Source organism: Klebsiella sp. JN_Kp127 (genome assembly GCF_040062505.1).
Taxonomy (GTDB): domain Bacteria; phylum Pseudomonadota; class Gammaproteobacteria; order Enterobacterales; family Enterobacteriaceae; genus Klebsiella; species Klebsiella quasipneumoniae.
This window is the reverse complement of sequence record NZ_JBEAHS010000009.1, coordinates 1-17672: the sequence shown is the minus strand read 5'-3', so window position 1 is coordinate 17672 and position 17672 is coordinate 1. Positions and strand designations below refer to the sequence as shown.

20 protein-coding genes are annotated in these 17672 nt (G+C 52.3%); 19 read left to right on the top strand and 1 reads right to left on the bottom strand.

The window, feature by feature from the left end:
- Positions 1 to 120: 120 nt before the first annotated feature.
- A complete protein-coding gene (locus tag ABLV04_RS06060) occupies positions 121 to 300 on the bottom strand; it encodes a hypothetical protein (RefSeq protein ID WP_071888078.1) in 180 nt (59 codons plus the stop codon).
- A 99-nt stretch (positions 301 to 399) separates the two neighbouring features.
- Here ABLV04_RS06060 and ABLV04_RS06055 point away from each other — a divergent pair, with 99 nt between their 5' ends.
- The 19 genes from ABLV04_RS06055 (at position 400) to ABLV04_RS05965 (ending at position 17590) form a co-directional block, all read left to right on the top strand.
- A complete protein-coding gene (locus ABLV04_RS06055) occupies positions 400 to 750 on the top strand; it encodes an HNH endonuclease signature motif containing protein (protein ID WP_217301591.1) in 351 nt (116 codons plus the stop codon).
- Positions 751 to 909: 159 nt separating this feature from the next.
- A complete protein-coding gene (locus ABLV04_RS06050) occupies positions 910 to 1407 on the top strand; it encodes a phage terminase small subunit P27 family (protein WP_001119413.1) in 498 nt (165 codons plus the stop codon).
- A 3-nt stretch (positions 1408 to 1410) separates the two neighbouring features.
- Entirely contained in the window at positions 1411 to 3162 is a 1752-nt protein-coding gene (locus ABLV04_RS06045; RefSeq protein ID WP_004206689.1) for a terminase TerL endonuclease subunit, read from the top strand.
- Between the two features lie 147 nt (positions 3163 to 3309).
- Positions 3310 to 4536: a phage portal protein gene (locus ABLV04_RS06040; RefSeq protein ID WP_000923127.1), complete on the top strand. Its 1227-nt coding sequence runs from the start codon at positions 3310 to 3312 to the stop codon at positions 4534 to 4536.
- Positions 4529 to 5128, top strand: coding sequence for an HK97 family phage prohead protease (locus ABLV04_RS06035; protein ID WP_000999827.1), 600 nt, complete (start codon positions 4529 to 4531; stop codon positions 5126 to 5128). Before ABLV04_RS06040 ends, ABLV04_RS06035 begins: the two co-directional genes overlap by 8 nt.
- A 9-nt stretch (positions 5129 to 5137) precedes the next feature.
- Positions 5138 to 6376, top strand: coding sequence for a phage major capsid protein (locus tag ABLV04_RS06030; protein WP_004104235.1), 1239 nt, complete (start codon positions 5138 to 5140; stop codon positions 6374 to 6376).
- A gap of 77 nt (positions 6377 to 6453) precedes the next feature.
- Positions 6454 to 6771 (top strand): head-tail connector protein, encoded by a 318-nt coding sequence (locus tag ABLV04_RS06025; RefSeq protein WP_019705272.1) that lies wholly within the window; start codon positions 6454 to 6456, stop codon positions 6769 to 6771.
- Between the two features lie 8 nt (positions 6772 to 6779).
- Positions 6780 to 7118 (top strand): phage head closure protein, encoded by a 339-nt coding sequence (locus ABLV04_RS06020; RefSeq protein ID WP_019705271.1) that lies wholly within the window; start codon positions 6780 to 6782, stop codon positions 7116 to 7118.
- Positions 7115 to 7564 carry an HK97-gp10 family putative phage morphogenesis protein gene (locus tag ABLV04_RS06015; RefSeq protein ID WP_019705270.1) on the top strand — a complete coding sequence of 150 codons (450 nt, stop codon included), beginning with the start codon at positions 7115 to 7117 and terminating at the stop codon, positions 7562 to 7564. The genes ABLV04_RS06020 and ABLV04_RS06015 overlap by 4 nt, the downstream gene beginning before the upstream one ends.
- Entirely contained in the window at positions 7561 to 7908 is a 348-nt protein-coding gene (locus tag ABLV04_RS06010) for a DUF3168 domain-containing protein (RefSeq protein ID WP_016530186.1), read from the top strand. Before ABLV04_RS06015 ends, ABLV04_RS06010 begins: the two co-directional genes overlap by 4 nt.
- 56 nt (positions 7909 to 7964) lie before the next feature.
- On the top strand, positions 7965 to 8669 hold the full coding sequence (locus tag ABLV04_RS06005) for an immunoglobulin domain-containing protein (RefSeq protein ID WP_136023241.1): 705 nt from the start codon (positions 7965 to 7967) through the stop codon (positions 8667 to 8669).
- A gap of 30 nt (positions 8670 to 8699) precedes the next feature.
- Positions 8700 to 9104, top strand: a complete 405-nt coding sequence (locus ABLV04_RS06000; RefSeq protein ID WP_019706011.1) for a phage tail assembly chaperone — start codon at positions 8700 to 8702, stop codon at positions 9102 to 9104.
- Between the two features lie 11 nt (positions 9105 to 9115).
- Positions 9116 to 9412, top strand: coding sequence for a DUF4035 domain-containing protein (locus tag ABLV04_RS05995; protein ID WP_032409576.1), 297 nt, complete (start codon positions 9116 to 9118; stop codon positions 9410 to 9412).
- A 73-nt stretch (positions 9413 to 9485) separates the two neighbouring features.
- Entirely contained in the window at positions 9486 to 9719 is a 234-nt protein-coding gene (locus ABLV04_RS05990; RefSeq protein ID WP_016530182.1) for a YebO family protein, read from the top strand.
- A gap of 60 nt (positions 9720 to 9779) precedes the next feature.
- Entirely contained in the window at positions 9780 to 13166 is a 3387-nt protein-coding gene (locus tag ABLV04_RS05985) for a phage tail tape measure protein (RefSeq protein WP_136023240.1), read from the top strand.
- 20 nt (positions 13167 to 13186) lie between these two features.
- Positions 13187 to 13660 (top strand): hypothetical protein, encoded by a 474-nt coding sequence (locus ABLV04_RS05980; RefSeq protein ID WP_004177132.1) that lies wholly within the window; start codon positions 13187 to 13189, stop codon positions 13658 to 13660.
- Complete coding sequence (locus ABLV04_RS05975; RefSeq protein WP_004864228.1) at positions 13647 to 14123, top strand: DUF1833 family protein; 477 nt, start codon at positions 13647 to 13649, stop codon at positions 14121 to 14123. Before ABLV04_RS05980 ends, ABLV04_RS05975 begins: the two co-directional genes overlap by 14 nt.
- 12 nt (positions 14124 to 14135) lie before the next feature.
- A complete protein-coding gene (locus ABLV04_RS05970; RefSeq protein WP_031592495.1) occupies positions 14136 to 14516 on the top strand; it encodes a nitrite transporter in 381 nt (126 codons plus the stop codon).
- On the top strand, positions 14513 to 17590 hold the full coding sequence (locus tag ABLV04_RS05965; protein WP_348815476.1) for a host specificity factor TipJ family phage tail protein: 3078 nt from the start codon (positions 14513 to 14515) through the stop codon (positions 17588 to 17590). The genes ABLV04_RS05970 and ABLV04_RS05965 overlap by 4 nt, the downstream gene beginning before the upstream one ends.
- Positions 17591 to 17672: the final 82 nt, after the last annotated feature.

Below are 17672 nucleotides of genomic sequence, written 5' to 3'. Positions count from 1 at the left end.
TGGATAAGCAGACGAAGCGCTACATTATGGCGCACAATAGATCGGTATCCGCGAATTGCTCCAAAAAAAATCCCTTTGAGTCCGCAGCAGCAAAAAGCCGGTATATACCGGCTTTGATACTTATCTTTTACTATCTGGGGTTCTTTTTACGGGGACCCAAGATCCTCCTGGTTTGGAGGTAGGTGGCGCAGTCCTGTTGTCAGGAATCGTAGTAAAGTTATCTGTCTTTCCTCCTCTCGGACCTTGTTCACGATAAACACCACCATCGTTACCACTGTTTTGTCCTGGTTTTAATGGCATGGAAACCCCCATAGGTATGACCACAATATTGTGGCCTGATCATTATGTCGTGAACATCATGGATAGAAAGTGAAACACACCAAATTAGTGAGATTAAGCATGCCAACTTTAATACCTCGAGCGTGCCGTAAGCGTGGATGTCCTGGCACCACTACTGACCGTTCAGGCTACTGTGATCAGCATCGCAATGAGGGCTGGCAGCAGCATCAGCAGGGAAAGAGTCGCCATGAACGCGGTTACGGTAGCCAGTGGGATGTCAGGCGTGCACGCATACTGAAACGCGACAACCATTTGTGCCAGAACTGCCTCCGCAGCGGTCGAGCTGTCGCCGCAAAGACCATTGACCACATCAAGGCCAAGGCTCATGGGGGTACCGATGACGATTCGAACCTCGAAAGCCTGTGTTGGCCCTGCCATCGAACGAAAACCGGGCGCGAACGCCTCAAATGATATGGATTCTCATTTAATGCGATGCAGAAGGGGGGGCGGGGTCAAATCCCTGACGGCAAAGGCCCAAAGGACCGCCGCCTAACCTTTTTTCACACCGCCGCAGGTTAGAAAACTTTTTTTTGGGGTACCCCATCCAATGATTAATAGGAGTTTTCGATTATGCCTGGACCACCGAAAACCCCGACACATCTGGCTTTAGTGAAGGGGAACCCATCCAAGCGCCCGATCAATAAGAACGAGCCAAAACCCCCGTCAGGGGTCCCCCCAATACCGAAACATTTCGATAAACAGGGTAAGTACTGGTTCAAGCGTATTGGTGAGGAACTTGATGCCGTCGGCGTGTTGACCACGCTGGATGCTAAAGCGCTGGAGTTGTTGATAGAAGCCTATGTTGAATACCGGCATCACTGCGACACGCTTGATCGTGAAGGTTACACCTATGCCGTCTACAGCGAAGATGATTCAGACGAAGGAGGGGAGCGGGAAATCAGAATGATCAAACCGCACCCTGCAGCAGTCATGAAGGCTGACGCGTGGAAACGGATCAGAGCGATGCTGAGCGAATTCGGCATGACACCTGCCAGCCGATCAAAGGTTGGTGCAAAAGGCCCGGCAGAAGCCGACCCACTGGAAGAATTTCTTAAAAAGCGCAAATGATGAATGGCAACCGTTGCAGATGGATTCCGCTACGCCGAGCGCGTGGTATCTGGCGATATCGTTGCTGGCGAACTGGTGCGTCTTGCGTGCCAGCGGTTCTTTCATGATTTAGAGCACGGCCCGGAGCGCGGTGTTTATTTTGATGAAGGCCGCGCCCAGCACGTTCTCGATTTTTATAACTTCGTCCCCCATGTGAAGGGTCACTTGACCGGCAAGCCGATCGAGTTGATGGACTGGCACACCTTCATCCTGATTAACCTTTTCGGGTTTGTCGTCCCGCTGATAGATGAAATAACGTTTGAGAGCATTCTTGACGACGATGGCGACCCCATGTTTGTGCGTCGCTTTCGTACCGCCTATGACGAAGTAGCGCGTAAAAATGCAAAATCAACGCTTTCGTCTGGCATCGGGCTTTATATGACTGGTGCCGACGGTGAGGGTGGTTCTGAGGTTTATTCCGCAGCAACAACCAGGGACCAGGCCCGCATCGTGTTTGATGATGCGAAGCGCATGATTAAGCTGGCTCCTAAAACACTGGGCCGGTTGTTTGGTAGTAACAAGCTGAATATTCACCAGGAGCGGACGGGCTCAAAATTCGAACCTGTAGCCAGTGATGCGAATAACCTCGACGGCCTTAATATTCACTGCGGGATCGTTGATGAGCTGCACGCACATAAAACTCGTGACGTCTGGGAAGTTCTGGAAACAGCGACCGGTGCGCGCCTGCAGTCCCTTATTTTTGCAATCACCACTGCGGGTTTTAATAAGGAAGGTATCTGCTACGAGCAACGTGATTATGCAATCAAGGTTCTGAAGAACTTTGATAACCCTGACCCGCTTTCAATTAAGGATGACAGCTATTTTGCGCTGATTTATACCCTGGATGAGGGGGACGATCCTTTCGACGAGGCAAACTGGCCGAAAGCAAATCCCGGCCTGGGGATATGTAAGCGTTGGGACGATATGCGCCGTCTGGCTAAAAAGGCGAAAGAGCAGGTGGCGGCGCGTGTCGGTTTTTTTACCAAGCATCTCAATATCTGGGTGCAAGGTGAAAAAGCATGGATGGATATGGCGCGCTGGGAAAAATGCCGTGACGACTGGGATGACTCCACTTCGGCCAACTGGTCAATGTGGCTCGGCGTTGACCTTTCCAACAAAATTGATATTTCAGCTGCAGTTAAAGTCTGGCTTGCTCCAAATGGCGATGTTTATGTCCGCTCCAGATTCTGGATACCTGAAGGTCGGCTGGAAGCCTGTTCCAAGCAGCAGGCGGACCTTTACAGAAAATGGAATCTCGCTGGATTCCTTGAGTTTACCGATGGCGATGTCGTTGACCATGCAGTAATTAAAGAGGAAACGATCGAATGGGCGCGAGGTGACTCGCTGAACGAGTTTGCATACGACCCGTGGAGTGCCACTCAGTTTGCTTTGTCGGTAGCAGCTGAAGGTGTACCAATTGTTGAAGTCCCTCAGACGGTTAAAAACCTGTCTGAAGCAATGAAGGAAGTCGAGGCGAAAATTTACGCCGGGCGTTTTCATCACGATGGCAATCCAGTGATGACATGGATGATGTCAAACGTCACCGTCAAACCAGACAAAAACGAGAATATTTTCCCCAACAAGGCCACGCCTGAAAACAAAATTGACGGTCCTGTCGCGATGTTTATTGCGATGAGTCGCCTGCTTGTTAACGGTGGTGGTGAAGTTGACTTCCTGTCCACTATCGATCCTGACGAAGACCTTTTACTTCTATGAAAACTCTAATCACTGATGTTATCGGGCTTACCGGGTTCGGTTCGCTTGCTGCAGGCGTTTATCTCCAGTTCGGGCTGGCGATGTCTCTGATGATGTCGGGAACCCTGCTACTCATTTATGCGCTGTTAGCGGCAATGAGGGGGAATAATGCTGCTTGATGCTCTTTTTCGCAGTGAACCACTGGAAAACCCGGCTACTCCGATCACGAGTGAATCGGCAGAAACCGATAACGTGTTTGCCCGAGATGTATTTGTCAGCCCGCAAACGGCGATGAAGCTGGCTGCGGTGTATGCCTGTATTTACGTTATCTCTTCGAATATCGCTCAGATGCCACTGCATGTTATGCGGAAAACCAATAACAAGGTTGAAGCTGCCCGCGATCACCCTGTGTTTTACCTGGTTCACGATGAGCCGAATATGTGGCAGACAAGCTATAAGTGGCGTGAGTTAAAACAGCGTCATATTTTGGGCTGGGGGAATGGTTACACCTGGGTGAAGCGTTCCCGTCGTGGTGAAGTTTCCGGGCTGGAATGCTGCATGCCCTGGGAAACGACACTGCTTAACACGGGTGGTCGGTATACCTATGGCGTTTACAACGAAGAGGGGGCGTTTGCCGTCAATCCCGACGATATGGTGCATATCCGGGCGCTGGGTAACAACCAGAAAATGGGGCTTAGCCCAATCATGCAGCATGCCGAGACGATAGGCATGGGGATGAGCGGGCAGGCTTATACCAGTTCATTCTTCAACGGTAATGCGCGACCCGCTGGCATTATTTCGGTGAAAAGCCAGCTGAATGAAGAAAGCTGGGGGCGTTTAAAAAGCATGTGGCAAAAAGCTACAGCTGCTTTGCGCAGCCAGGAGAATAAAACAATGCTTCTCCCGGCAGAGCTGGATTACAAAGCGCTCACCGTTTCCCCGGTTGATGCCCAGATCATTGATATGTCGAAGCTGAATCGGTCGATGATTGCCGGGATATTTAATGTACCGGCGCACATGATTAACGATCTCGAAAAAGCCACTTTCTCAAATATTACGCAACAGGCCATTCAGTTTGTCCGCTACACGATCATGCCGTGGGTAACGAACTGGGAACAGGAACTCAATCGCCGCCTGTTCACCCGTGCTGAACTGGCCGCCGGGTATTACGTCAGGTTTAACCTGACAGGCCTGCTACGCGGGACCCCACAGGAACGTGCTCAGTTCTACCACTTTGCGATCACTGATGGCTGGATGAGCCGCAATGAAGCGCGAGCCTTCGAAGACATGAATCCGGTAGATGGCCTGGATGAAATGCTGGTGAGCGTTAACGCCGCGAACCCCGCAGACGATTTTAAGGCACCTAAAACCGACGAGGAAAAGCCCAATGAATGACCGTGAAACGCGCTGTTACAGCGGGGAGGTCAGAGCCGAGCAACGCACCGATGAACCTACCCGCATTCTGGGCTATGGCTCGGTGTTCAACAGCCGTTCTGAACCCCTGTGGGGATTCCGTGAAATCATCAAGCCCGGAGCATTTGACGATGTGCTGAATGATGATGTTCGCGGGCTGTTTAACCATGACCCCAACTTTATTCTGGGACGGAGCGCTGCCGGGACGCTATCCCTGTCTGTCGATGAGCGCGGCCTGCGTTACGACATTACAGCGCCGGATACGCAAACTATCCGCGATCTGGTGCTGGCGCCGATGATGCGCGGTGACATTAACCAGTCATCTTTTGCCTTCCGGGTATCCCATGACGGTGAAAATTGGTACCAGGACGATGAAGGGATCGTTATTCGTGAAATATCGAAGTTTTCCCGGCTGTTTGATGTCAGTCCGGTGACTTATCCCGCATATCAGGAGGCCGACTCCGGCGTCCGATCGATGAAAGCCTGGCAGGAGGCGCGCGACAGCGGTGCGCTAAAGAACGCCATTAATCAACGAATGGCGCGTGAGCGCCTGCTGACCCTTCTTAACGCGTAAGGAAAAATCATGAAACTGCATGAAATGAAGCAAAAACGTAACATCATCGCCAAAGATATGCGTGCCCTGCATGACAAAATTGGCGATACACCCTGGACCGATGAGCAGCGTACTCAGTGGAACGCTGCAAAATCGGAGCTTGACGCTCTTGATGAGCGTATTGCACGCGAAGAGGAACTGCGCCGCCAGGATCAGGACTATATCCACGAAAACGAGCCGGAACAGCGCCAGCAGCAGAATCGTGATCCAGCAAACCCGGAAGCACAGGCTAACGAACGCCGTGCTGCGGCGTTTAATGCGTTTTTGCGCCGTGGTCTTGGCGAGATGAGCGCTGAAGAACGCCAGGCTTTAAAGGAGTTGCGTGCTCAGGGCACGACGCCGGATGAAAAAGGGGGTTACACCGTACCAACCCAGTTCCGAAATAAGATCGTCGAAGCACTGAAAGATTACGGTGGAATTGCCAGTGTGGCGCAAATTCTGAATACCGCCAACGGCCAGGACATTGACTGGGCAACCTCTGACGGTACTACTGAAGAAGGTGAACTGCTGGGCGAAAACACTGAAACCAGTGAAGAAGACGTGTCTTTCGGCGGTGCAACGCTGGGGGCTAAAAAACTGTCCTCTAAAATCATTCGCGTATCCAATGAACTGCTCCAGGACAGCGGCGTAGATATCGAGGCGTTCCTGGCCGCGCGTATCGCCACTCGCATCGGACGTGGTGAAGCGAAGTATCTGGTATTAGGGACCGGCACCGGCACCCCGCTGCAGCCTAAAGGGTTGGCTGCGTCGGTAACTGGCACCAAAAATACCGCAGCAGCGACCACCTTTACCTGGAAAGAGCTGAACGCACTGAAGCACTCTGTCGACCCGGCATACCGTAACGGTCCAAAGGTGCGCTGGGCCTTTAACGATGCAACGTTGCAGCTGGTGGAGGAAATGGAGGACGGACAGGGCCGCCCGCTCTGGTTACCGAACATTATCGGTGGCGCACCTGCCACTGTTCTGCAGGTGCCGTATGTCGTTGACCAGGCTATTCCTGATATCGCGGCTGGTGCCAAATTTGCCTACTTCGGCGATTTTAACCGCTTTATCGTTCGTCGCGTCACTTACATGACGCTGAAACGACTGGTTGAGCGCTACGCAGAGTACGATCAGACTGGCTTCCTGGCCTTCCACCGCTTCGACTGCGTACTGGAAGATACTGGCGCGATTAAGGCGCTGGTGGGTAAACCGGCATCTGGCGGCTAAGGCAACAATCAGCTTCAACCTCCACCGCTCCGGCGGTTTTTTTATGCCCGCAGTTCGCTGCGGGCCAGGGAAAATATATGAGCACAACGATTGAGAAGTTACGGGCTCAGTGCCGGATTGATATCGACGACACCACGGAAGATGAGGTGCTTACGCTCTATTATGGTGCTGCGCGCCGAAAGGCGGAGAACTTCATCAACCGCCATCTTTATGAAGACGAAGTGCCGGAAACTGATCCTGACGGGCTGGTGATTGCTGACGACATTCTCCTGGCGTTGATGCTGCTTGTCGGGCACTGGTATGAAAACAGAGAAGAGTCGTCAGACGCAGCAAAAACCAGCATCCCATTTGGCTTTACATCACTGATAGAGCCGTACCGCTATATTCCGCTCTAGGAGGAATTATGCAGGCAGGACGATTACGGCATCGCGTCACTATTCAGAACTTCACAATATCAAAAACACCTTCCGGCCAGCCGGTAGAAAGCTGGACTGATGGAAAAACTATCTGGGCCGAGGTTAAAGGGATCAGCGGTAGGGAGCTGCTAGCCGCTGGCGTTGAGCGTGCTGATGCCACCATTCGCGTCTGGGTGCGTTTTCGTACAGACATCTCAGCTTCTTCCCGTTTGAAAGTACTGAATGGCCCATACAAAGATGCGGTCCTGAATGTCACTGGGCCTCCGGTTCCGGATATAAAAGGTACCCGGCTGGAAATTCTCTGCAAACAGGGGACCGAAAAATGATTGATGTGAATCTGGATTTTTCCGGGTTGCAGGATATTGCCCGCGATCTGCAAACGCTCAGCAAGGCCGAAAATAATAAAGTTCTCCGGGAGTCGACCCGTGCTGGTGCCGAATTGCTCCGCGAGGAGGTGATTGATCGCGCTCCTGAGAAATCCGGAAAACTGAAGAAAAACGTTGTTGTCGTCACCCAGAAAAGTCGCCGTCGCGGTGAAATTTCATCTGGGGTGCATATTCGTGGCGTTAACCCGCGAACGGGGAACAGCGACAATACAATGAAGGCCAGCAACAAGCGGAATGCGTTTTACTGGCGCTTCGTGGAGTTGGGAACATCTACAGCGCCTGCACATCCGTTTGTTCGCCCAGCTTTTGATACCCGCATGGAAGAAGCTACGCAGGTGGCGATGCAGCGGATGAATCAGGCTATCGATGAGGTGTTATCAAAATGACAGAGGATGATCTCTATGACCTGCTGTCGACGCTGGCAGACGGGCGGGTTTATCCGTATGTGGTGCCGCTAGGCAGCGACGGACTTCCTGCAGTTTCCACTCCCTATGTCATTTTCTCGATACCGACTGATGTTGCCGGGGATGTTTTCTGCGGCCAGGCAGAGTCGACACTGCGCATTCAGGTTGATGTATGGGCTGAAACGAATGACGAAGCCAGAGCGTTACGCCTGGACGCCCTGGCTCGCCTGCAGGTTCTTTCACCTGTCGAGGTGACAAAAATTCCTGGCTACGACACGACAACCCATCTTCATCGGGCAACCCTCGAAATAACGGTCATTGCCTGACAAAAACCAATCCAATCCGACCGCCGCTGGCGGTTTTTTCATTTATGGAGGCTGCGATGTCAGCACTATTTGAACGTGCCCAAAAAACGGTAGTAATGATTACCTCTGTGCCGGTCACCTCGGCAGAGCTGGATACCGCAACCTGGTTAAACCTGAGTTGCACTATCAAACAGGCAAGCTTTACCGCTGGTCAGAAAAACGATATTGACGTGACAACGCTCTGTTCGGATGAAACGGAAAATATCAACGGCCTTCCTGCTCCGTCTGAAATGTCACTTTCCGGTAACTTCTACCGCAACGCGGCGCAGGATGCACTTCGTGAAGCATATGATAACGACGGGGTTTATGGGTTTAAGGTTATTTTCCCGTCTGGTAATGGATTCCTGATGCGCGCTGAGGTACGTCAGCACACCTGGGATTCTCAAACCAATGGCGTAGTTGCTGCAACGTTCTCGCTGCGTCTGAAAGGTAAACCCACCAATATTAACGCCCCAGGAGTTCTGTCGTTTGCTACTGACCTTCCGGCGTCCCAAACGGTCGCGGCAGGAAGCGCCCTGACCATGGGCGTGGTCGTCCAGGGCGGTACGGCACCTTATACCTACGCCTGGAAAAAGGGCACCTCGACGGTCAGCGGCCAGACCAGCGCAACGTTTACGAAAGCCAGCGCTGTATCCGGTGATGCCGGGGTTTATTCCTGCGTGGTTACTGATGCCGATGGCACTGTGATCACTTCTTCTGATTGCACCGTCACCATCAATTAACGGAGCGCCGGGAGACCGGCGATAAAATTAATGTCAAAACCGAGTCTTAAAGCACTGGCACTGGCACCGATGGCGGGCTTTCGTAAAAAAGAAGTCTCCGTTCCGGAGTGGGATAACGCCAAAGTCATCATTCGTGAGCCATCAGCAGAAGCCTGGATTCGCTGGCAGGGCATTGCCAGCCCGGAACCACCCAAACTACCGGAAGGGCAGGAGCACCAGGAGGCACCAGAACTGACCCCTTCAGAACGAGCCTTCCGCACGATGCGGGCCGACGTCACGCTTTTCATCGATATTTTGCTGGATACCGACCTGCAGCCCGTCTTTACTGTCGATGACACCGAACAGGTTGAAGCGATCTATGGCCCTGTGCATTCCCGGCTGTTGAAGCAGGCACTTGATCTCATTCGTGACGCGGATGATGCTAAAGCAAAGTAAAAATGCCTGGCATGCAGTTCCTGATGGCGCTGGCGCTCCGGATGGGCCGCACGCTGGGCGAACTGCGACAAACCATGACGGTTGGCGAATTCAGGATGTGGGCTGAGTACGACCGTATCAGCCCAATCGGCGATATTCGCGGCGATATCCTCAATGCTCAGCTGGTATCTGCGGTTTACGGAGCGCAGGGCGTTAAAGTCACCATTGAAGATGCTCAGCTTCAGTGGAGCACAGAAGAGATTGAGGTAAACGACGGCGGCGATCCCTTTGCAGGGCTGGAAGCGGCGCTGCTGGCTGCGTCAGCATAGCCAGTAATAATTCGTGTGGATGCCACTCATAACAGGTGTTATGTTGTTTTTTTTGACACACGGAGTGCTTTAAATGACTACTACTGGCTGGATATTATTATTTGTTTTTGCTCGCCTTATTGATCTTGTTATCTGGTATTTCCTGAACAGAGGAAGCGTAAGAGCTAATGATCAGATCGCAATGCTTAAAGAAATCTCTGAAAAGCAAAGTGCTCAAATTGATCTTCTGATTGCACTTGCTCATAAAAAAGAGGAACCAGAAAAAGATTATCTGGAAGAAGCAAGGAAAAAAGCTGGTTTAATTTAATAATATTGAAATCATAAAAAAGCCCCACAATGTGGGGCTTTTTGTTTCTGAGGAAATGAAATGGCAACCCTGCGTGAACTTATCATTAAAGTTTCTGCTAACTCTCAGTCATTCCAGACCGAGATAGCCCGCGCGTCACGTATGGGGGCTGATTATTATAAGACAATGCAGAATGGCGGCAGGCAGGCTGCGGCTTCAGTTCGGGAAACTCGCCGTTCTGTTGCTGAGCTAACTGACCAGATGGAGTCAGCAAAGGCTACCGCACTTGGATTGACCGGGGCATTTGCTGGTGCTTTTGCTACGGGGCATTTGATATCCCTGGCTGATGAATGGAATTCAGTAAACGCCCGCCTAAAACAGGCATCTCAATCAACTGATGATTTTACCAGCTCTCAAAAACAGCTGATGGATATCAGCCAGAAAACGGGCACATCTTTTTCTGACAACGCTAATTTATTTTCCCGTTCAGCAGCCTCAATGCGGGAATATGGTTACAGCTCCAGCCAGGTGCTGGATATTACTGAGGCTATTTCTACTGGTTTAAAACTTTCTGGCGCGAATGCTCAGGAGTCCAGTTCGGTCATCACTCAGTTTAGCCAGGCTCTGGCACAGGGCGTACTGAGAGGCGAAGAATTCAATGCCGTCAACGAGAGCGGCGACAGGGTTATACGGGCGCTTGCGGCAGGGATGGGGGTTGCGCGTAAAGATCTTAAATCTATGGCGGATCAGGGGCAGTTAACCATTGATAAAGTAGTGCCCGCCCTCATCAGCCAGCTTGGTAAGCTACGGAATGAATATGGTGAATTGCCGCAGACTGTTTCATCGTCGGCAACAAAAGTTGAAAACGCTTTTATGCAATGGGTCGGTGGAGCTAATGAAGCTAGTGGCGCGACAAATACCCTGACCGGATTACTTGATGGCGTAGCCAACAATATTGATCAGGTCGCCACTGCTGCCGGAGCGCTTGTTGCCGTTGGTGCAGCCCGATATTTGGGAAATATGGCTCTTGGTGCCAGCTCTGCAACGGCTGGGATTATTAACGCCGCAAAAAGCGAAGTAGCTTTAGCTGAAGCCCAGGTCAGAGGGACGCAGGTTTCGACAGCTCGCGCGCGTGCTGCAGTTTATCGTGCCCAGCAGGCACTGGCAGCGGCTCGGGGTACAGACGCGCAGGCCGCCGCAGAAAAACGGCTCTCACTGGCGCAGGAGTCACTTAACCGTAATATTCAGGCCAGAGTATCCGCTCAGACTGCGCTGAACTCGGTTACTGCTGTAGGTTCCCGGCTCATGGGGGGAGCATTAAGCCTCGTTGGCGGTATTCCAGGGCTGGTTTTGCTTGGTGCCGGTGCCTGGTACACGATGTACCAGAATCAGGAACAGGCCAGATTATCCGCTCAGGAATATGCAAACACCATTGATGCAGTCCGTGAAAAGACAAAATCAATGTCCCTGCCCGAAGTTTCTGATAATGAGACCAAAACCCGTCAGGCGCTGGAGGAGCAAAACCGTCTTGTTGATGCACAGGCATCAAAAGTAAAAAGCCTGAAGGAAGAGATCGCGGGTTATCAGTATGTTCTGTCCAACCCCGGGCCGACAACCAGTGGCGGTTTCATGATAAACCACCTTACTTCGGTTGAAACGGTCACCCGTAGTCTGGAAGAAGCGACTTCCGCTCTGGCCGTTGAACAGGAGAGGCTGACTCAGATGCAGGCTAAGTCTGAGTCGATCCAGTCGGTACTGGAAGGGATAGAGAACAGGCGAATAGCATTAATCCGGCAGCAGGCCGCAGAACAGAATTCAGCATATCAATCGTTATTAATGATGAACGGTGAGCATACTGAATTTAACCGTTTGCTGGGTCTCGGAAATAATCTCCTCATGGCCCGGCAGGGGCTGGTAAACGCACCACTACGCTTACCACAGGTGGATCTGACAACCCAGCAAACGGCTGCACTTGAAAAAAGCCGTCGTGATCTGGCGCTTTCAAAACTCAAAGGTGAGGACAAAGAGCGCGCACGACTGGGTTATGCTGCGGATGACCTGGGGTTAACTAACGACCCACAGTTTCAGACAGGACGGCAGGAGTTGATTAATAACGGCCTGAATGAATGGAGAAACAACCAGGAAAATAAACCCAAGCCAAAAGGAAGGCATGGGAAAACCGAGGCGGAGAAAACCGAAGATACCTATACCCGGCTGATTAAACAGCAACGGGAGCAAATTGCTCTTTCCAGCCAAAACACTGAACTGGCAAAGATGAAATATCAGGTTACTCAGGGGGAATTATCTTCGCTTGAAAAATCCAAAAAGGAAACGTTGCTGCACAATGCGGCGCTTATTGATCAGAAAAATATCGCTGAACAGTTAAAAACATTCCGCGAAGGTCTGGCCGACAGTAATGCTGCCGCCCGGGAAAGGGGGAATATCGATTTCCTCGGCGCGGGACAGGGGGATAAAGCCCGTGACCGAATGAAGGAAATGGCGGATATTCGTGCTGATTTTCTCAGGCAGCAGCGTGACTTACAGCGTGATTTCAGTCGTGGGCAGATTTCCGAAGACCTGTATAAAAAGCAAACGGAAGCGCTTAAAACAGCGCTTGCCGAACGCCTGGATATTCAGGAGGAGTATTACAAAAAAACCGATGAACAGCAGTCAGACTGGCGCGCGGGGATCAGCGATTCCCTGATGAACTATGCCGATCAGGCTTCTGATCTGAGTTCAATGGCTGCCACTGCAACCAGCGAGATTCTGGATGCCACCACTAACTCTATCTCCAGCAACCTGACAAACGTCCTGACAGGCGCTGCTTCTTTTAAAGATGGGATGTCAAATATTTTCTCTTCCCTGGGCGAAACGGTGATTAAGACGCTGATCCAGATGGCAACACAGGCGTTAATCACCAAAGCGATTATGGCGTCATTTGGCGGCGGATCGGGTGGGTTGTTCGGTAGTCTTTTTGGCGGTGCCAGCGGTGCGGCAAGTAGTGGTACCGCTATTCAAAGCGCGGGAGCTAATTTTTCATTCAACGCTCTCGGAGGCGTTTACGATTCTCCGTCACTTTCTGCCTACAGCAATGGTGTTTACAGCACTCCCCAATATTTTGCGTTTGCGAAAGGGGCGGGTGTATTCGGCGAGGCCGGGCCGGAAGCCATCATGCCGCTTACCCGTGGCGCTGATGGCTCGCTGGGGGTTCGTGCGGTTGGTCGAGAGTCTCCGGCGGTACAGAACGCAGCAAATCAGATTCAGGCGCAGCCACGGATAGCTGTTAGCGTGGACGCACGAAGCACGTTCACCGGCAAACCGGATGACATAACGATGCAGGCTGTTGAGCGAAGAAATAACGCTCTTGAACAGCGGATAATTAACACCTTAACCGCAGAGGTAGATAATCCACAGAAGAAATTCGGCCGGGCTATTTACTCCAATCTACAGTCCAAAAAACCACGATAACCTGCCCGGAGGGAATATTCATGGCAGATATTTTCTACCCGGATGAATACCTGCCCATGCCGCTTATGGACGGGTACGGGTTTAAGCCCATATCACCTTTACTGCGAACGGAGATGACGTCCGGTCGCGCTCAACAACGAAGGCGATATACCTCAACACCCACCCAGGCATCAGTTAAATGGATTTTTAAAACTGATGCTCTGGCGCAGGTGTTTGAGGCGTTTTTCAGGGATGCGCTTAAAGATGGCCAGTCCTGGTTCTATCTGAAACTCCAGACTCCCATCGGGGTAAAGCCCTATAAAGCCAGGTTCGTGGATATTTACGAAGGGCCGACGCTGGTCGCGCCAAAATACTGGCAGTACAGCGCAACGCTGGAATTATGGGAACGCCCGTTACCGCCTTCTGGCTGGGGGAATTACCCGGAATGGCTGGCTGGCCAGTCGTTACTGGATATTGCGCTAAACAGAGAGTGGCCGAAGCATGACAATTCTTGAGCGACTATATGCCAGCAGCGGATCGGAGGTTATTCACGATACGCTGCAGATATCAGCAGGCGATGATAACTACTGGCTAACCAGTGGCTGGGATGACGTTTCAGTGACGCTGGAAAATGGTCAGCCGGTGACGTTTGATGCCAGCGCGATAGATATCGCCTTACCAGCCAGGAACGCCGATGGGACACAGGATTTAAAGTTTGCTATCAGCAATATTGACGGACGGGTTTCAGAGGCGATCGATAAAATTCTGGATGAAATGAAATCAGCCACGCTGACATTCCGGCGGTACATTTCATCCGATCTGTCTGCTCCGGCATCCTCACCGTATACGCTCGATATCAAATCCGGCTCCTGGACCCCGACAGCAGTTCAGGTCACGGCAGGCTATATGAATGTCCTCAAAACAGCCTGGCCCCGTAAACGTTACAACCTCGCCGAGCATCCGGGCTTACGTTACTAATCTGAGGCAAATATGTTTAACCCTGATAAATACCGTTCAGTCACCTGGCTGAAGGGCGGGCGCGTATATCCGCAGCTCGACTGTTTCGGCATTGTAAATGAGATACGTCGCGACCTGGGGCTACCTGAATGGCCGGATTTTGCAGGTGTGACCAAAGACGGCGGGGGCCTCGACCGGGAAGCGAGAAAGCTGATGCTTTCGCTGAAACGTTGTGAACCCTGTGAAGGTGCCGGAGTGGCTTGCTATTCGGGCTCAACAGTTTCCCATGTTGGGATCGTTGTGATGCTCGATAACCAGCTGCAGGTTGCGGAATGCAATCCAGGCTCGGGGGTTACGTTTCTGCCACTGTCGCGATTTATCCGTCGCTTTAACCGCGTGGAGTTCTGGCAATGACGATAAAGTTTTACCCGTCCCGGCTACCGGGTGAACCCCTTGAAACGCACGAGCATGGTGTGCTGACGCTGCATGAGTGGATGAGCAGAAATGTCCCGAGCTATTCACAGGATAAAACTCATCCTGTCGTGATCGAGCTGAACGGCCAGGCAGTCCCTCCGGCGGAATGGCCGTTATGTTTGTTGCGGCCAGACAGTGACGTGCGGATATATCCCATTCCTTATGGCACGGGTCTTGAAATTGCCGCGTGGGTTTCGGTGGCCGTATCCATTGCGTCTACGGCCTATGCATTATTCTTTGCCCCTAAACCAGAGCTGGGCGGCTTTTCATCCAGTAACGCTTCATCGCTGGATCTGAATCCGGCAAAAGCCAACACAGCGAAGCTTGGCGATCCCGTTAGGGAGGCTTTCGGGCGAAACCGGATCTACCCGGATTACCTGGTACAGCCGGTAACGCGATTCGACCCCGCTGATCCAACCAGAATGACGGTCGAAATGTTTGTCTGCCTTGGATATGGGCGTTTCTCCTATACCGGTGGGGATTTTCTGGTAGGAGAAACTCCGGCGCTGACCTTAGGCGAGGGCTTTTCATATACCAGCTATGGGCCCGGCGATAATGTGGCCGGGGATCGTCGCAGTGAGATATGGTTCAACTCAACGGAAGTTGGGGGAACGTCGAGCGGCAGCGGCCTCGATATGGCTCAGACTGCCCCTGAAGCCAGTGATATCGTTGCTGATGCCATGACCGTCAGCGGTGCCTCTGTCTCGTTTTCTGGCCTCGATGTCGATGATGATAATGATGAAGACGAGGATGAGAACAAACTTCCTCCTGGCTGGATCGCCGGTGCAATTGTCACCCTGAAAGCGCCAGTGAATTATCAGGTATCCATCGAGGGCGGTTTTAACGTGCTGACAGGCGACGTCGTGTCAGAGATTGCGCCATTCAGCGGAATGCCTGTCACCCTTACGTTTAACGGTACTGACTATGACCTGCAGATCGCCACGTATACCCCTCACCAGGACGCCGTTCCGGGAACAGGGGGAGCGACTGCGGTATTACGTGCCAGTGCCTCGCCGTCAACGTATGACTTTACGACAACCAGCCAGACCTTTGCTCTGACCTGGCAGGGTATCACCTATACCATATCTCTGGTCGCCAACTACGGCACAATGTCTGGCTTGCTCGCAGCGATTAACGGCGGGTTGAATGGTTCGGGGCTCATTGCTCAGGATGATGGCGGCGTGATACGTATCGTGGAGATCTCCAGCCCCTGGCGTGGCGGTTCCATTACGTCATCATTCCTGCCTGCGTCAGTATTTGGCGACAGCCCGGTATTTACAGCTGGTACAGCATCCAGCGGCGGAAGCCCTGCGGTAACAGCCAGCGTGACGCTGGCATACGATTCTGGCACTGCCTTTTCCGGATTGCCGGAAGGCACCCAGCGGATTTCCCTGGCGCACCGTGGCAACGAATACCAGATAGCGTCAACTGATGGCCCCTCTGCGACCGTACAGCGTATGGTTAACGGTGTCGTTGACAGCACCTGGTCAGGCTTTATGACCAGAACCGTCGTGGATTTTGCCGCGTCTGGTATTAACGATAATGAAACCTGGCTCGGCCCCTTTCTGGCCTGCCCGCAAAATGAAGTTGTGGACGCCTTCGAGGTCAACTTTGCTTTCCCAAACGGAATTTGCGGGTTCCAGAACAACGGGAATAAGCGGGTCCGCCATGTCGAGTATGAAATCCAGTATCGCGTTTATGGTTCCGGATCAGGGTGGACGAGTAAGCCAGGGGTTTACGCGCTTAAAAACGTTAATGGCCTCGGTTTTACAGAGCGTTTTGATCTGTCCTCTCCCGGGCTGGTGGAGGTTAGATGCCGTCGCCGTAACGAGCAGGGGAGCAACAACGCGAGAGACAGCATGTTCTGGCAGGCGCTCAGAGGTCGTTTACTTTCCCGTCCAACCTCCTACGCAGGGATATCAACAATAGGGATCACGGTTGAAACCGGCGGCCAGCTGGCGGCGCAGTCAGACAAGCGTGTGAGTGTTGTCGCCACGCGAAACTATGATGGCGGTGGTGACAGGACAATCAGCGGTGCGTTCCTGCATCTTGCCCGCAGTCTTGGATATCGCGACGACCAGATCGATATTGCGGCACTCAGTACGCTGGAGGCTACCTACTGGACGCCAAGGGGAGAATATTTTGATCACCAGGCAAGCAGTGACAGCACGTCAGCAAAGGATATTTTCGACAAAATAGCCGAGGCTGGCATGGGGTATTTTCTGCTATCTGACGGGTTGCTTTCTGTCGGGAGAGAGGGCGTCAAAAGCTGGACAGGGATCATTACTCCTCAGGATACCGTGGAGGAAATGCAGACGTCATTCAGGGTCCCGTCGGAGGATGATTTTGATGGCGTGGATGTGAAATATATCAACCCTGTGACCTGGGCGGAGGAAACCGTACAGTGCCGGACGCCGGAAAATCCTTTTCCGCGCAAAACGGAGTCCTACACCATTGATGTTGCCATGACTGCAGATCGCGCCTGGCGTATCGGGATGCGTCGGTTAATGAAATATCTCCACCAACGCCGAACGTATACGGCTACGACTTCAATGCTGGGATGGTGTCATGACTTCGGTGATCACATCATTTTGTCCGACGACATTCCAACCGGGAAAACCCAAAGTTGCCTGATTGACGCGATGATTTACGACTTCCAGGAAATTACGCTGCACGTTACGGAGCCACTGGACTGGAGCTATGCGAATCCTCGCTGCTGGATACAGTTTCAGGACGGTCGACCATCATCGCGAATGCTCACGCCGCAACGGGTAGATGATTTCACGCTGACGGTGCCGTACAACGACGACCTGCATCCCTGCGACTGGATTATGGACGACCCAGATATTGATCTGCCGAAGTTATTGTTCTGCGACAGTGAAAAGGGTGCGCGGCATGGGATAGTCCAGGAGGTTGCCCCATCGGGTGACAGCAACTGTCAGATTACTGCACCTGAATATAAAGAAATTTTCTACCAGTACGACGACGCCACATACCCCGGCGACGTCGCTTAATACCAAAAAATCCCTTTCAACTTTTCTTTCGCTCAAACCCTCGTTTGGGCGAACGCCTTTTTTTGGAGCAAAAAACATGGCC